Consider the following 15572-nt stretch of genomic DNA (forward strand, 5'->3'; position numbering starts at 1 on the left):
ACTCGGAGCATGCCAATCTCGCGCCTTGACCTAGGTATCCACACTCAGCCGTCCGCCCTCGAGCAGTTCGGGGCCGATCTGTGAGCGGCGGTCTCGTCGCCCTGCTGGACGACATCGCAGCCCTGGCCCGCATAGCGGCCGCCTCGGTGGACGACGTCGCGGCCGGAGCCGCCAAAGCGGGGGTCAAGGCCGCCGGCGTGGTGATCGACGACGCCGCCGTCACCCCGCAGTACGTGTCCGGGGCGGACCCGTCCCGCGAACTGCCGATGATCAAGAAGATCTTCTGGGGCTCGCTCCGCAACAAGCTGCTGATCATCCTGCCGGCACTGCTGCTCATCAGCGCGTTCGTCCCTTGGGCCATCCCGTTCATCCTCATGGCGGGCGGCACGTACCTCTGCTACGAGGGCGCCGAGAAGGTCTGGCACAAGCTCCGCGGACACCACACCGCGGAGGAAGATGCGCCGGCGGTTGAACGCGGTCCGGAGGCCGAGGCCAAGGTCATCAAGGGCGCCATCACCACCGACTTCATCCTCTCCTGCGAGATCATGGTCATCTCCATGAACGAGGTGGCCCAGGATTCCCTGCTGTCCAGGGCGATTATCCTGGTGGTCGTGGCTCTGGTGATCACGGTGGCCGTCTATGGTGCCGTCGCACTCATCGTCAAGATGGACGACATCGGGATGCACCTGGCCGCTAAAGACTCCGCCGGCTCCCAGCGCACCGGTGAGCTGCTCGTCAAGGGCATGCCCGCCGTGCTGGCCGCGATCACCTTTATCGGGACAATCGCCATGCTCTGGGTGGGTGGCCACATCATGGTGCAAGGTGCACACGACCTCGGCTGGCACGCGCCCTACGACATAGTCCATGTCCTCGAGCACCCCTTCGCCGGGATCGCGGTGGTGGGCGGCTTCCTCGCCTGGCTCGTGAACACCCTGTGCTCGGCCGTCATCGGACTCGCCTGGGGCCTCGTGGTGATGGCCATCGTGCACCCGCTGCTCAAGGCTCTGCCGTTCGGCAAGGACAAAGGCAAGCACGAGGAGGGCGACATCCGCGCCGCAATAGGTGGCCATCACGCGGCCAAACGCGACGCCGACCCCGCAGCTTAGCTAGCACCCAAGGGGGCTCTCAGCTGACCCGTCGCTGCTACCACCACAAGGTGAGTGGGATCTAACGCGTGCCCGCCCGCTCCTCGATGGGCCGCGGGCTCTTCCACACCAACTCACGCGGGCCTGGCGGGTAGGCTGCCGTCCTTCCGGCCCAGGCGATCACCAGGGCGGCGATGACAGGAAGGGCCGCGGCGGCCGGGACCAGCAGTGGGCCGGCAACCACCAGGGCGGCGGAGCCGTAGAGGGCGCCGATGGTGATGCCCAGCTGGATGGTCAGGACCGTGAGGCCGTTGGCGGCGTCCTTGTTCTCGCGGCCGGCGCGGAGGATGGCCGATTGGTTGTAGATGCCGATCGCGCCCAGGCCGGCGCCCCACACCGACATCAGCACCAGGGCGAAGGCAAGGCTGCCGCCCACGAACGGCAACAGCAGCATCGAGACGGCGATTGCCGCCGTCGTAATCAGAAGCGAGCGGCGCGGGTGGGAGTCAACGGTGAGCCCGGCGATCCAGATGCCCAGCAGGCCGGAGACGCCCAGGACGGTGAGGGAGAGGCTGATGGCGTAGCCGGGCAGGCCGGCGTCGCGGATGTACGGGGCGATGTAGGTGAACAGCGCGAAGTGTGCCAGGACCAGCAGCGGCCAGGCGATGGCCACGGGTTTCACACCGGGCTGGGCGATGGCCGCGCGCAGGGAGGGGCGGGCCTCGCCGGCGGCGCGCCGGACGGACGGGAGCAGGAACAAGCCGAGGACGGCGAGGAGCAGGCTGAAGCCGGCGAGGGCCAGGAACGACGCGCGCCAGCCGAGGAAGCCGCCGAGGGCGGTGCCGATCGGGGCGCCGATGGCCAGGCCCAGGCTGTTGCCGCTGAAGACGATGGCCAGGGCCTTGCCCACCTTGGCAGCCGGGACCACACGCGCCACGTAGGGGGCCATGGTGGTCCAGAGCAGTCCGTGGGCCAGGCCGCCCACCAGCCGCGCGATCATGGCGGCGGTGAAGTCGGGCGCGAGGCCCACCATGGCATTGCTGAGCGCGAACGTCAGCACGAGCGCCACGAGGAGGGGGCGCTTGGGGACCTTGCCGAGCAGCCGTGCGGCGGGCACCACGGTGACCACGATGACGGCGGCGTACGCGGCGGCGAGGTAGCCGGCCACCGGTTCGGAGACGTTCAGGCCGGTGCTGATCTGGGGGAGCAGGCCGGAGGGAAGTAGCTCGGTGGTGATGGCGGTGAAGGCGATGGTGGCCAGGACCATCATGGCGGCCAGCGGGAAACGCTGGGACGCCGACGCGGAAGTCGCGGAGGACATGGGGAAGTTGTTCCATTCAAGGAGGAGGGGGATGGAACCGGGCTCTGCGGGCCGAACAATTCCTCCATAAGTTTACCGGGTGAACGGGGTTGTTACGTGCAGAGTCGGGCTGCCGGAAACACGTTCACGGCCCGGTTGCGACGGCGCCTTAGCGGGAAGTACGACGCCGGCGCACCAGCTCTGGGAGCTTCACTCCAGGGGGAGCGGCACACTCCAGCCGGCCCGCTAGTCCGCGGCGCCCGGTCCGTCGAACAGCGCGCTGGCGCTGCTCTGGGGCACCACGACGTGGACGGCGTTGCGCTGGACGGTGAAGTCGGTGGGCGTGTTGGTGGCGATCTCGCCGTCGAGGTTCACCGGCAGCGGCTGGTCCGTGACCAGCCGGACAGCTCGGGTGGTCAGGTGGTGCACCCGGTCGTGTTTGATGAAGCTTCCGTCCTTGAGTAACCGCGCGATACTCACATGCTCCCGGAGTGGCCCCGCCAGGATGGCGTAGATGTCGAGGGTGTGATCGTCGATCCCTGCCGTGGGGGAGACCGTGTTGCCGCCGCCGTAATGCCGGCCATTGCCGACCGCCACCTGAAGCACGCTGTCGAGTTCCATCGGCTCGTGGTCCCCGTCGGGAAACTCGAGGCGGGCCCGGAACGCCTTGTGCCGGGCATATGCCGTTAGCGTGGCGATGCTGTACGCCAATGGCCCGATGTACCGCTTCAGGCGGGGGCTGAGCGCTTCGGTGACAGCCACGGACAGGCCCACGGACGCGACGTTGAGGAATGGCTCACCGTTGGCCCGGCCGAGGTCGATGTCCACTACTTTCCCGTCTGCGATGGTGGCGCAGGCCTCGGCAAGACTGTTCGGTATCTCCAGCGTGCGGGCGAAGTCGTTGGCGGTGCCCAGCGGAAGAACGCCGAGCACAACGTCGGTGCCGGCAAGGCGGCCGGCGGCGGCGGTCATGGTCCCGTCGCCGCCACCGACAACAACCAGGTCGTGCCCGTCCGCAAGCACCCGATCAAACGTCCCGGACAGGTCTGACCCCGAGTGCACATGGTGCACGGCGGAGATGGGCACGCCTGCCTTTCGCATCGTGTCAACGGCAAGTTCGTGTGCCGCCCCTCGGCGTGATCCGGCGTTGATAACAACGGCGGCAGAGCGTACGTCCCGGGCAGCATTCATCTGGGCCATGTTAGGCGGTGGACCTGTGAATCAGCCCGCCACCGCCACCCTCTGGCCGCGCTGGAACGGTTCAGGCCGGGAGGCCGGCCCTGATCTGGATGAGCGTGAGCTCCAACAGTGGCGTAGGGACGTTGAGGCTGCGGGCTCTGCCGGCGAGGTCGCCGAGGATGTGCTCGGCTTCCGAGGGGAGCCCTGCGCTGAGGTCCCGGTACAGGGAGGAAGTGAACGCGGATCCCGGTTGAGTCAGGATACCCACCGCTTGTGCATGACCGGCGTCGGAAACGGGATGTCCTGCTGCCGCCGCCACCGCTTCGGTTTCACTGATGGCCTCCAGGATCCTGGACCGCCCGCCGGCCTCGATGATTCGTCCAACCGGCGCCCGGAACAGGCAGTTGACGATTCCTGCGGCCGCGATGAATACCCATTTCTCCCACAGGGCGCCGGCTACGTCGTCCACTACCGAGAAGTCGACGCCGGGCACGTCCAGAGCCTCGGAAACATCCGTTGGGACAGGGTTTCCGTTGAGCCCGCCCACCGTGAGGGAAGTGAGGGGCATCTGCTGGCGGACCACATCGCCGTCAAGAGTGGCGACGATCCGGGCCAGGCCGCCGAGCACCTGGCCCGGGTACAACTGCTCAAGCCGGTCCACATGGGCCATGCCGTTGAGGATGGGAACGAGGCTCGTTCCAGGCCCGACGAAAGCGCCAAGCTCGCCGAGTACGCCCTCGAACGCGGTGGCTTTGACCGTGACGAGGATCAGATCGAAGGCCTCTGACCCGTCCGGTGCCGTGATGGTTTTTACCGGGTGCGTCCGGTCAGCGGTAGGGGAGATGAAGCGTAATCCGTCGCGGCGAAGGACCTCCTGCTTGCGCGGCCGCACCAAATAGGTGACATCCCGTCCCGCTTCCTGCAGGAGCGTACCGAACGCCCCGCCTGTGGCTCCGGCTCCGACGACGAGTATCCGCATGGGTGCATGCCTTTCCGGGGTGGTTTTCAAGGATTAACCGGCCTGCTGAAGCTGGCTAGCCGTTGCCCGCGCCGTCTCCGGTGTCCTCCCACATGACATCCAGATTGTGGAAGATCACGGGTCCGTCGCACAGTTCCGCCATTTTGGCAGCGAACTCCGACGTTTCCGGCTGGCCGGAGTTCTCCATCGCCGACTCAAAGGATTCGAAGTCGACGATGGTGAAGTAGGTGCCCGGGTGGTCCCTGTCCGCCGTGGCAACAATGCGGCGCAACGTGGCCGGAGTGCTCCCCTCGGTTCTTGAGGGACGGCCCAGTTCTTCAATCTCCTTGATACGGGAGGTCTTGAATTCGATGATCTGCACAAACCCGGCCATGACAGCTCCTTGACGGCGTTGGACGTTGATGCGGATCAGACTAGTCCCCGCATCGGATGGCGAACAGGTGCCTTGGTAAACGTGAGCCTTCCCACCTTATTTTGAGTAGCTCACATTAAGCCGTAAAGTTAGGTACAGGCCACCGTAGCCCTTGAGTACCGCACCGGTGAAGATACCCGGGCCAGCGGGGCAAGCGACACGACGCGCAACCGCCCTCCTGCTTGAGCGGCACAAGAACCTGTATGGCCCTCATCCTGAAACTCCAAGGAGAACCCATGACTTTGCTGACTGAACGCCCCGTAACCTCCTCATCCACCACCGAAACCAATCTCGAGAACGCCACCCGGATCGCTGTCGCTGACACCGCCGTACGCGGCGGCAGCTACGTGACTCTCCCCGCCGGCCGCGTCCCCGCCGGCGTCGAGGGCAGCTATGTCACCGTCGCTGGCGGCCGAAACCTGCCCCCCGTCACCCGTGGCAGCTATGTCACAGTAGACGGCACTCCCGTTGTTGCCGCCGGCGTCATCGAGGGCAGCTACGTATCGCTTCCAACGGCGGCATAGAGCACCAGCGCCCTGCGTGGATAGCACCACAGCGGGCTTAAAAGGAGGCCGACGGCGACACTGGGTGTCGCCGTCGGCCTCCTTTTTCGTGCCAGCCTGGCAGCTACCCCGCCACCGCCGCCTTCGCGGCCTGTGAGGCTTCCATCCACTCGCTCAGCCACAGGGCCCGGACGCTCGACGTGATCCGGCGGTCGTCCACAAAGGTTCCCCTGGCGCCGACGTCGATCCAGTCCGTGAGTGCGGCAAGGTCCGCCAGTGAGCGGATGATCGCGGACTCGTCACCGGGCGCGCGGGCGACGCTGGGCTGGCAGGCGCTGTTCGCAGTCAACGTGCCGCTCGCGCTGCTGGCGCTGATTGTGGTGCACCGGGAGGCGCCGGCCGATGCCGGGCGCGAGACCGGGAAGCTCTCAACCCTGATCCGTGACTCCGACATCCCGGGCATCCTGGCCTTCGTCGCCTCGCTGATGCTCGCGATGATCCTGGTCGTTGGCGCCCTGGTGTCCATGCCGATTTGATGCTGTTGCCGAACTGGTAAATAGTGCCTGGTGTCTGGCCGCCCGCGCCGGACCGGCGTAGGGTCTGGAACCATGACCGAACAGCAACCCTACGAGCTGGTCCACAGCTACCCGCACTTCGAGTTGCGGCGCTATCCCGCGCATATTGTCGCCGAGGTGCACGTCAATGCGACCTTTGACCGCGCCGGCAACGCTGCCTTCCGGCACCTGTTCAACTACATCAGCGGCAGCAATACGGCCGGCCAGAAATTGGCGATGACCGCCCCCGTCATCCAGGACAGCGGACCCTCAGAAAAACTGGCGATGACCGCGCCGGTGGTTCAGAGCGGTCCGTTGCCGGGCAGCGATGCGCCCGCTGACTTTGTGGTCGCCTTTGTGCTCCCCGCAGGATTGACGGCCGAGACAGCTCCGGTTCCGACGAACCCCGACGTTGGGATCCGGGCCGTTCCGGGTTCGGTCGCCGCAGTTGTTCGCTTCTCGGGAAGCGGCACCGGAGCGGCTTTTGCGCGCCGCAACACCGGGTTGCAGGCGGCCCTAACGCTCACCGGGCTTACGACCGTGGGCCCGCCACGGTTTGCCCGCTTTGACCCGCCGTTCAAGCCGTGGTTCCTGCGGCACAACGAGGTGGTGCAGGACGTGCAGGAACCCTTGAACGCCCCGGAATCGCCGGGCATTGCACCGGCTTAGCTGCCCGGCAAAGCTTAGGCTGAACGGATGCTATAGGCTTCGCCAGGCCACTCCCGAGGACGCCGTGGCCGTGGTGCACTTTCACACACTCGCTCATGAGGAGAGCTACGGGCACTTACTCTCCCCGGAGTTCTTCCGCGGCCGAAGGGCCAGCATCCCCGAGCGCGTGGAACGGCGGCGCCCCCACCTCGCAGTTGCCGACCCGCGGATCATTGCCGTGGACGGCAACAACCACATTGTGGGATTGGCGGACGCCGGCCCGGGCCGGGATGATCCCCGGCCCCGAGGAGCTGGAACTGTATTCGATCTTTACGCTCCGGCACCCACGGAACGGGACTGGGCGCGGCACTGTTGAGCGCCGCTGCCAGCGAGTGGGAAGAACTGCCGCAGCTCAGGATGGTCCGGCCGGTCCGGAGCTTACTGAAAGGAATTGCACATAATTGAGCCCGCGGTGCTGCCGGAAATCCTCTCCCGCGACCTGGGTGCGTTGGCGCCAGGCGGTAAGGTCCTCACCGATGACCCTTCCCTCCAGAAATACAGCCACGACGACGCGGAGGGGGGAAATGACCCGCTCAGCGCTGGCTGGCCACCGTTCGGCGCATTATTAGTACGCTTGCTGATGATCTGCATCACTATGGACGAAGGCAACGGCCCGGTTGGGGGAAGGCTGTCGCCCCCAGATCGCTGGACACCGGCGTCGTCGACAAGCAACGGGAGCAAAATATGGGCTGGCTGGACCGTGAACACACTATTGCGCCACCGGGGTTCAATCGCTGGCTGGTGCCGCCCGCGGCGCTCGCGGTCCACCTCTGCATCGGCCAGGCCTACGCCACGAGCGTCTACAAGACGGCACTGGTCAAGCACTTCGGCGTCAGCCTGACCGAGATCGGTGTGATCTTCTCCATCGCCATCGTGATGCTGGGCCTGTCGGCCGCGATCATGGGCACCTGGGTGGACAAGAACGGCCCGCGGATGGCGATGTTCACCTCGGCCATGTTCTGGGCCGGCGGTTTCCTGATCGGCTCGGTCGGCATTTTCACGCACCAGTTGTGGCTGGTCTACCTGGGCTATGGCTTCGTCGGCGGCATCGGCCTGGGCATCGGCTACATCTCGCCCGTTTCCACCTTGATCAAGTGGTTCCCGGACCGGCCCGGCCTCGCCACCGGCATGGCCATCATGGGCTTCGGCGGCGGCGCGCTGATCGCCAGCCCGGTCTCCACCGCCCTGCTCAAAATGTACGATCCCAACTCCGGCGCCCAGGGCTGGGTGGCCAGCGGGGATGCCGTGGGCAAGCTCTTCCTGACCCTCGCCGTCGTCTACCTTGCGTTCATGCTCTTCGGCGCTTTCACCATCAGGGTCCCGGCCGAGGGCTGGCGGCCGGCAGGATTCGACCCCGCCAAGGTCAAGGCCGCCAAGCTCATCACCACAGAAAACGTCTCGGCCAAGAACGCCATCAAGACCAGGCAGTTCTGGCTGCTGTGGATCGCGCTATTCTGCAACGTCAGCGCCGGCATCGGCATCCTGGAGCAGGCGGCCCCCATGATCCAGGACTTCTTCCGCAAGTCCGATGGCGCGTCCCTGGTCAGTGCCGCCGTCGCCGCCGGCTTTGTCGGGTTGCTTTCCATTGGCAACATGGCCGGCCGCTTCGCATGGTCTGCCACCTCGGATGTCACAGGACGCAAACGCATTTACATGGTGTACCTCGGCGTCGGCGCAGTGCTGTACACGGTGCTGGCACTGGCCGGCTCCACCACCACCGTCCTGTACGTCGCCCTCGCGTTCGTCATCATTTCCTTCTACGGTGGCGGCTTTTCGACCGTCCCGGCTTACCTGCGGGACCTTTTCGGTACCTTCCAGGTCGGAGCCATCCACGGGCGTCTGCTCACCGCTTGGTCCGCCGCCGGGGTGGCCGGCCCGCTGATCGTCAACGGGATCCTGGACGCGCAGGGCAAGCCCGGCCAGCTGAACGCCGCGTCCTACCAGGCCGCCTTGCTGACCATGGTGGCACTGCTGGTGATCGGCTTCGTGGCCAACCTCCTGATCAGGCCCGTCGACGCACGATTCCACGAACCCCGCCCGGAACCCGTACTGCCAACCAAATCATTAATGGAGGCCTGAAATGAGCACTGCTCACACCCCCGGCGCGCAGGCGCCTGTGAAAAGGTCCACCGGCAGGCTGGCCGTGGCCTGGGCCCTCGTCGGGGTGCCCCTAGCCTACGGAGTCTTTCAAACCTTGACCCAGGTGGCGGCGCTGTTCGGCTGACCTGGGGAGCCATGGAAATGGCCTGCTCCGTGCCATCTCCGTTCGCCTGGGGTACGTCTCGTGGTCACCTTGGAGGCTTAGGTTGAACGCACCGTCGTTCGCACCGCCACATTCTTGCTGCCAGGGAGTCCCATGTCCATGAGACGCACATTCACCGCCGCCGTCACCGCCACTGCTGTTGTCGGCAGCCTCACCGTTGGACTGGGCGGGGCCGCGGCCGCCGCCGAGCCGAAAAAAGACCACACGGTGGAACTACGGGTCGCCACCTACAACCTGTCGCTCAACAGGACAAGCGCCGGCGAACTCGAGGCCGATCTGAGCACTCCGGACAACCAGCAGGCGCGCACCGTTGCCGAGGTCATCCAGCGTGCGAACCCAGACGTCATCCTGCTGAATGAATTCGACTACGTGCCCGGGATGCGTGCCACCGATCTGTTCCGCGAGAATTACCTGGCGATCGGGCAGGGCGGGGCTGATCCGGTCGACTACCCCTACGCCTACGTAGCACCGTCCAACACCGGGATCCCCAGCGGGTTCGACCTCAACAACGACGGCAAAGTCACCGGCGGCGACGACGCCTTCGGCTTCGGTGCATTCGAGGGCCAGTACGGCATGGCGATCCTGTCGAAGTACCCCATCGACACGGCGAAAGTGCGGACGTTTCAGAATTTTTTGTGGAAGGACATGCCGGGGGCGCTCTTGCCGGACAACCCGGCGACGCCCGAACCGGCCGATTGGTTTTCCCCGGAGGAGCTTGAAGTAGTTCGCCTGTCGAGCAAGTCGCACTGGGATGTTCCGGTAAAGGTCGGCAGCGAAACGGTGCACGTGCTCGCCTCGCACCCCACACCGCCAACCTTTGACGGCCCGGAGGACCGGAATGGTCGCCGCAATCACGACGAGATCCGGTTCTGGGCTGACTACGTCACCCCGGGCAAGTCCGCGTACATCGTGGACGATGAGGGCAAGAAGCGCGGGCTGCTGCCGAGCGAACCGTTCGTCATCGTCGGTGACCAGAACGCGGACCCGTTCGACGGCGACTCCGTGGATGCCGCGATCAACCAACTCCTTGATTCCAAGCGAATCGTCGACCCGTTGCCGGCCTCCGATGGTGCCGTGGAGGCGGCGGCCCTGCAGGGCGGAGCCAACGCCACCCATGGAGGTGCCCCCCGCTACGACACCGCAGACTTCGCCGACGCGGCGCCGGGGAACCTCCGGGCTGACTACGTGTTGCCCTCACGCAGGACCCCAGTCCTCGGCTCCGGTGTGTTCTGGCCGACCCAGGCTGACCCCCTCTCACGGCTGACCGGGGTCTATCCGTTCCCGAGCAGCGACCACCGTCTTGTGTGGGTGGACTTGCAGGTGCGCAACTAGCCCGCCACCGCCGCCTTCGCCTCCTGCTTGGCTGCCATCCACTCGCTCATCCACGGGGCCCGGACGCTCGACGTGATGCGGCAGTCGGCCACGAAGGTTCCCCTGGCACCGGCGTCGATCCAGTCCGTGAGCGCGGAGAGGTCCGCCAGCGAACGGATGATCGCCGACTCGGCACCGAGCGCGCGGGCGATGCCGCTGAAGTCCACCTCGGGGATCAGCATTGGCTTTTGGGTCAGGCCCTGGGAGCCGTACTGGTGGATTTCGGCTCCGTACGCGGCATCGTTGTAGATCACGACGACGGCGCTGCTCGCCGCGCCAATGAGCGATTCGAGGTCGGACAGGCCCATCAGGAAACCGCCGTCGCCGGAGGATGTGACGTAGGAATGTACGACGGCGGCACTTGCGTGAGGGCCGCCGTCGCCGAACGTAACGGATGATCCATCCGTGTCCTCCACTACCTGCCTGAGGTTGCCAGAGGCCAGCAATCGTCGGAGGTTAAAAAACTCGCTTCTGGTCTTGCCTGAGCAAATCGCGTCGTTCAGAAGTGGTGGGTAGGCCACGGCTGGAACAGCCAGATGTTTGTTATGACAACTCGGCGCAGAGGTCCCGTTGCTGTCCGGAAGAGCTGATCAAGGTAAACACGCCGGTATCGAGATCGATCGTGTAGACGATACGTCCGGTGTACTGGATTGCCGAGGGCGTTAGCTCTTCGGGAAGGTCAGTGGAAAAAAGGACTAATCCGTTGCTCCCTGTGGCGGTGACGGTAACAACGTTGTTAGCGTCCGGGGCCGACCAGATCTCAGCCGATCCGTTGGTTTCGAAGGTCAAGGATTCCTTTGACTTCAAGTTCGTATAGGTCACAAGATAGCCCTTACCAGAAGTAATCTGTCTGCCGTTTTTGAAAGTTTTGACACGCGCCTTGGCGTCTGTGCCTTCAACTTGCAGTTTAAAGTTGCAGCCTTCGCCAGCCGGGACAATGGTCGGAAGCAAGTCGGAACGGATCGGCGGAGGTGCGGCCACGGCTGCCGAAGAACCGGCGAGCAGGACAGCGGTGAGCACGGCAATTCGTGAAAGAACTTTCATCAGGATAATCTCCGGGGTGCGGCGGCCTTTTCGGGCTGCGGATGACTGGATGGAGAGGCGCAGCATAGATGCGCTTATTTCGATAGCGGTGTCTTGTGCTTTCCGCCCCGGACTTTCGATTAGACGATCGAAGGATTCGCCCGGAGTGACGGCCGTAACAAGAGATGCATCATCGGTAGACGACGGGCCGTTTCGGTAACGCAACGGAGCGGCCCAAGACGAGTGCGGCCCAGAATTCGCACGTTACGCAGTAGGCAAACTGAGGCTTTTCGCGCGCCCACTCACATTAGTTTTGCCTGGACAAAGGCTACTGCTAGAGAACCGCGACGCCCCTACCTAACATCGGAACAACCTTACCTAATTTGGCTTCTACCTAATTTGTGGGGCAGCGAGAAACTTGTAGCTTTTTGGCGGACATGCACAAAAGCGGGGCCATAATATGGCCTTCAGCCTTCAGCCTGCTGTCGTTTGCCACTGTAACGGGCCGACGCTTTAGCATCTGCGCAGGGAACCGGCTCCCGAATTCCGGGAGCCGGTTCGTCGATTGAGTGTCAACAAGAAACGAGAGGATTTGACCTCCAAGTGATACGCCTTCGGCAGCTACAGTTGCGTTCCTCCAAGAGGGTGCGCGCATTCAGGTGGGATACTCCGTGCTGGTCCTGGGGTGCCGTGCGACCCCGACCCAGTTACCCCGCCACCGCCGCCTTCGCCTCCTGCTTGGCCGCCATCCACTCGCTCAGCCACGGGGCCCGGACGCTCGACGTGATGCGGCAGTCGGCCACGAAGGTTCCCTTGGCGCCGGCATCGATCCAGTCGGTGAGCGCGGAAAGGTCCGCCAGTGAGCGGATGATCGCCGACTCTGCACCGAGCGCGCGGGCGATGCCGCTGAAGTCCACCTCGGGGATCAGCATTGGCTTTTGGGTCAGGCCCTGGGAGCCGTACTGGTGGATTTCGGCTCCGTACGCGGCATCGTTGTAGATCACGACGACGGCGCTGCTCGCCGCGCCAATGAGCGATTCGAGGTCGGAGAGGCCCATCAGGAAACCGCCGTCGCCGGAGGCCAGCACCAGGGTGCGGCCGTCCTCCAGCGCGCGGGCAGCCCCGACGGCGCTGGCAAGGCCCAGCCCGATGGCCTGGTAGGCGGTCCCCACCATGACCAGGTCCTGCGGCCTCGGGACGCGCCAATACATGGGTGCCCAGCCGACGAAGTGCCCGCCGTCCTGGACCACTGTGCGGCGCTCCGGCAGCACGGCATCCAGTGCCGTGGCCAGGGAGCGCGGGTCCAGCCGGCCGTCCCGGGTCTCGTCGGAACCTGGGTGGTGGGCCGGTCCTTCGGCCAGACGCCTGCGGGCTTCCGCGCGCCAGGCTTCTGCGCGGCTGGCGTTCGGCGAGGCAGGGCCATCCAACATCCCCAGGATGTGTCCCGCGGCAGACTTCACATCCGCGCTGACGAACATGTCCACCCGGGGGTGCGTCGGCTGCAGCGCAGCATCGATCTGGATGACGGTGCTGTCCGGGCCGAGCAGGTGCCCGAACCGCATGGTGAAGGGGCTCAGGCTTGCCCCCGCCACCAGGACCACATCGGCCTCGCCCATGAGCCCGGCCGCGGTGTCCGTGCCGAAGCCGCCCGCGACGCCGAGATACCCCTCGCCTTGGAGGAGGTTGAGCGCCAGGGCGGTTCCGGCGGTCAGTGCGCCCAGGCGGTTGGCGAGCTCCCGGAGCTCCGGGCCGGCGCCGGCGAGATGCGCACCGCGGCCGGCGAGGATCAGCGGCCGCTTCGCCCCGGCGAGAAGGCGGGCTACCTGCCCAAGGCCGCCGTCGACGTCGTCCGTCACCTGAGGTGCCAACGGCGCCGGAAGTTCTTCGTCCGCAGCCTCGAGTGCCGCGAGGTCGTAGGGAATGGCAATCACGACGGCGGTGCGCTTGGTGAGTGCGTACTCCACTGCCTGCTGGGTGATGGAGCCCGCGGCGTCGCGGGTGACGGTGAAGGTGGCCGCGCCAAGGGCTGCGGCGATGGCCACCTGGTCCACGTCCTGGGGCCGGGCGCCGCTGGTGGGAGAATCTCCGGTGACCAGCACGACGGGGATCTGGGCCTGGACCGCCTCGGCGAGGGCGGTGAGTGCGTTGGTGTAGCCGGGGCCGTAGGTGGTGGTGCCCGCTGCGAGGCGTCCTGACGTCCGGTAGTAGGCGTCGGCCGCGGCGATGGCGGCGCCTTCATGGCGGACGGGGGAGAAGCGGAGGCCCAGCTTTTCCGCGGCGTCCAGGAAGTAGACGTTTCCGTTGCCCATAACGCCGAAGACATCGCTGAGGTAGCTGCTGAGAACCTGTGCCACGCGGCCGGAGACGGTAAGAGTAGTCATGCAGGAAGCTTGTGGGCTGGTTCACGGATAGGCAAGAGAGTCGTATTTGATTGGGATATTTGGCAGGACGATGCAGGTCTAAGTGAAAATATGCGCACTTGTGGCGTGCATCACCCGTACTTAGCTGGAAGGGCGGGATTCCTGCTCGGAGAGCCGGCTGAGGAGGCCGTCGTAGCGGGGTGGCATGAGTTCCAGCACGGAAATGGCCGTGCTGGTCCGTTGGATCCCCTCGATTTCCAGGATCTGGTTGGTGATGCGGTAGAGATCGGCCGTACTGCGCGCCACCACCTTGGCCATGAGGTCCGCGTCCCCGGTGGTGGCGTGCACCTCGATGACCTCCGGGATCGCGGCGAGCCCGTCTTCCACTGCGCCTGTCCGCGTCTGGCTGATGGACAGTGAGAGGAAGGCCATCAGGTCATAGCCCAGAGCGGCGGGATCCAGCCTCCGGCTGAAGGAGCGGAGGGCGCCGCTGCGCTCGAGCCGTGCCAGCCGGGCATGGACCGTGTTCCGTGCGACGCCGAGCGTCCGCGAGAGCGCCAGGGCGCTGGCTTCCGGATCCTTGTCGAGGGCCAGGATGATCCTGCCGTCGAGGGAATCCAGGGTGCGCGGGTTCGGGATGGTCATATTTTCACCACAGACAGTAGAAGTTGAGCAGAAGTCCCAATGGGTTGAGCGTATCTTGCATTGTGGGCCGGGTCACAACATGATCGTTCCTCATGACCCGTGATCAGCTCCTGACCGCACCGGACACCGCGCTCCCCACCCTTCGTGGCGCTGTGGCCGGCCTCCCGCCCTACGTCCCGGGCCGGCGCAGCGCCGGCACGGACACCGCGGCCCTCGCCAGCAACGAAAGCCACTACGAACCACTGCCCGCTGCCGCCGCTGCGGTGGCCGAAGCCGCCGGCACCATGAACCGCTACCCGGACAGTGCCGCCGTCGAACTCCGCGAGCGGCTCGCCTGTCACCTGGGTGTCACCGCCGGGGAGATTGCGGTGGGGCCCGGCAGTGTGGGCGTCCTCCAGCAGATCATCACCGGACTGTGCGACGCCGGGGATGACGTGATCTTCGCGTGGCGCTCCTTCGAGGCCTATCCTATTCTGATTGAGCTGGCAGGCGCCCGGCCGGTCCGCATCCCGCTGGACGATGCTGAGGGTCACGACCTCGACGCGATGGCCGCGGCCGTCACCGACCGGACGAAGGTCATCCTGCTCTGCACCCCCAACAATCCGACCGGTGTGCCGATCAGTCACGACCGCATCGAGGCCTTCCTGCAATCCGTCCGCTCCGACGTCCTCGTGGTGATCGACGAGGCCTATGTGGAGTACGCCGAGGCGGGCAGCGGTCCAGATTCCCTGGCGCTCTACCGCCGGTACGCGAACGTCTGCATCCTGCGCACCTTCTCGAAGGCGTACGGGCTCGCCGGCCTGCGTGTGGGATACGCCGTGGCGGCGCCGGGCATCGCTGAGGGACTGCGCCGGACAGCCCTTCCCTTCTCCGTGAGCGCGCTGGCCCAGAAGGCGGCCGTCGCATCGCTGGACGCGGGGGAGGAGATGGAAGCGCGGGTCGCCGAGGTCAGGCAGGAGCGCGCACGGATGGCCGCGCAGCTGGAAGCCCAGGGCTGGAAACTGCACGCGAGCCAGGGCAATTTCCTGTGGATCCGCGCAGATGAGAGCCTCCGGGCCAGGCTGGTGGACGCGTTCGACCGTGCGGGCATCCTGGTCCGGGCGTACCAGGGCGACGGCGTGCGGATCACCGTGGCCGACCCCGCCTCCAACGATCGCGTGCTTCGGCTCCTGGAAGCCCACGCAGCCTGA

Annotated in this window: 18 protein-coding genes; 9 read left to right on the forward strand and 9 right to left on the reverse strand. The window is 65.8% G+C overall.

Features of this window, described 5'->3' with window-relative positions:
• Positions 1–80 precede the first annotated feature (80 nt).
• A complete protein-coding gene (locus ACZY0Q_RS10995; protein WP_463916699.1) occupies positions 81–1106 on the forward strand; it encodes a DUF808 domain-containing protein in 1026 nt (341 codons plus the stop codon).
• A 61-nt stretch (positions 1107–1167) separates the two neighbouring features.
• On the opposite strand, the gene ACZY0Q_RS11000 is transcribed toward ACZY0Q_RS10995, so the two are convergent.
• The 4 genes from ACZY0Q_RS11000 to ACZY0Q_RS11015 all read right to left on the reverse strand — a co-directional run bounded on the left by ACZY0Q_RS11000 (position 1168) and on the right by ACZY0Q_RS11015 (position 4916).
• Entirely contained in the window at positions 1168–2406 is a 1239-nt protein-coding gene (locus ACZY0Q_RS11000; protein WP_463916702.1) for an MFS transporter, read from the reverse strand.
• 225 nt (positions 2407–2631) lie between these two features.
• Complete coding sequence (locus ACZY0Q_RS11005; protein ID WP_463916705.1) at positions 2632–3576, reverse strand: lipid kinase; 945 nt, start codon at positions 3574–3576, stop codon at positions 2632–2634.
• Positions 3577–3646: 70 nt separating this feature from the next.
• Complete coding sequence (locus ACZY0Q_RS11010; RefSeq protein WP_463916707.1) at positions 3647–4543, reverse strand: ketopantoate reductase family protein; 897 nt, start codon at positions 4541–4543, stop codon at positions 3647–3649.
• Between the two features lie 55 nt (positions 4544–4598).
• Positions 4599–4916 (reverse strand): hypothetical protein, encoded by a 318-nt coding sequence (locus tag ACZY0Q_RS11015; RefSeq protein ID WP_463916710.1) that lies wholly within the window; start codon positions 4914–4916, stop codon positions 4599–4601.
• Positions 4917–5191: 275 nt separating this feature from the next.
• On the opposite strand from ACZY0Q_RS11015, the gene ACZY0Q_RS11020 reads away from it, so the two are divergent.
• Positions 5192–5479 carry a hypothetical protein gene (locus ACZY0Q_RS11020; RefSeq protein WP_463916713.1) on the forward strand — a complete coding sequence of 96 codons (288 nt, stop codon included), beginning with the start codon at positions 5192–5194 and terminating at the stop codon, positions 5477–5479.
• A gap of 103 nt (positions 5480–5582) precedes the next feature.
• Here the strand turns inward: ACZY0Q_RS11020 and ACZY0Q_RS11025 are convergent, their stop codons facing one another.
• On the reverse strand, positions 5583–5807 hold the full coding sequence (locus ACZY0Q_RS11025; RefSeq protein ID WP_463916716.1) for a hypothetical protein: 225 nt from the start codon (positions 5805–5807) through the stop codon (positions 5583–5585).
• A gap of 1 nt (position 5808) precedes the next feature.
• On the opposite strand from ACZY0Q_RS11025, the gene ACZY0Q_RS11030 reads away from it, so the two are divergent.
• From ACZY0Q_RS11030 to ACZY0Q_RS11055, 6 genes are all read left to right on the forward strand, one after another.
• Positions 5809–5994, forward strand: coding sequence for a hypothetical protein (locus tag ACZY0Q_RS11030; protein ID WP_463916719.1), 186 nt, complete (start codon positions 5809–5811; stop codon positions 5992–5994).
• A 72-nt stretch (positions 5995–6066) separates the two neighbouring features.
• Complete coding sequence (locus ACZY0Q_RS11035; protein WP_463916721.1) at positions 6067–6681, forward strand: SOUL family heme-binding protein; 615 nt, start codon at positions 6067–6069, stop codon at positions 6679–6681.
• Positions 6682–6751: 70 nt separating this feature from the next.
• Complete coding sequence (locus ACZY0Q_RS11040; RefSeq protein ID WP_463916724.1) at positions 6752–7036, forward strand: hypothetical protein; 285 nt, start codon at positions 6752–6754, stop codon at positions 7034–7036.
• 368 nt (positions 7037–7404) lie between these two features.
• Entirely contained in the window at positions 7405–8799 is a 1395-nt protein-coding gene (locus ACZY0Q_RS11045; RefSeq protein WP_463916726.1) for an OFA family MFS transporter, read from the forward strand.
• A 1-nt stretch (position 8800) separates the two neighbouring features.
• On the forward strand, positions 8801–8944 hold the full coding sequence (locus ACZY0Q_RS11050) for an MFS transporter small subunit (RefSeq protein WP_463916728.1): 144 nt from the start codon (positions 8801–8803) through the stop codon (positions 8942–8944).
• Between the two features lie 138 nt (positions 8945–9082).
• On the forward strand, positions 9083–10315 hold the full coding sequence (locus tag ACZY0Q_RS11055; RefSeq protein ID WP_463916730.1) for an endonuclease/exonuclease/phosphatase family protein: 1233 nt from the start codon (positions 9083–9085) through the stop codon (positions 10313–10315).
• On the opposite strand, the gene ACZY0Q_RS11060 is transcribed toward ACZY0Q_RS11055, so the two are convergent.
• From ACZY0Q_RS11060 to ACZY0Q_RS11075, 4 genes are all read right to left on the reverse strand, one after another.
• On the reverse strand, positions 10312–10800 hold the full coding sequence (locus ACZY0Q_RS11060) for a thiamine pyrophosphate-dependent enzyme (protein WP_463916733.1): 489 nt from the start codon (positions 10798–10800) through the stop codon (positions 10312–10314). The genes ACZY0Q_RS11055 and ACZY0Q_RS11060 overlap by 4 nt on opposite strands.
• Positions 10801–10897: 97 nt before the next feature.
• A complete protein-coding gene (locus tag ACZY0Q_RS11065) occupies positions 10898–11464 on the reverse strand; it encodes a hypothetical protein (protein ID WP_463916735.1) in 567 nt (188 codons plus the stop codon).
• 620 nt (positions 11465–12084) lie between these two features.
• Complete coding sequence (locus ACZY0Q_RS11070) at positions 12085–13758, reverse strand: thiamine pyrophosphate-binding protein (protein ID WP_463916737.1); 1674 nt, start codon at positions 13756–13758, stop codon at positions 12085–12087.
• A gap of 120 nt (positions 13759–13878) precedes the next feature.
• On the reverse strand, positions 13879–14382 hold the full coding sequence (locus ACZY0Q_RS11075; protein WP_463916740.1) for an Lrp/AsnC family transcriptional regulator: 504 nt from the start codon (positions 14380–14382) through the stop codon (positions 13879–13881).
• A gap of 92 nt (positions 14383–14474) precedes the next feature.
• Here ACZY0Q_RS11075 and hisC point away from each other — a divergent pair, with 92 nt between their 5' ends.
• The gene (gene hisC / locus ACZY0Q_RS11080; RefSeq protein WP_463916742.1) at positions 14475–15572 is read left to right on the forward strand and encodes a histidinol-phosphate transaminase; all 1098 of its coding nucleotides are present in this window, start codon (positions 14475–14477) and stop codon (positions 15570–15572) included.

The sequence above is a fragment of the Pseudarthrobacter lactosi genome, assembly GCF_055412785.1.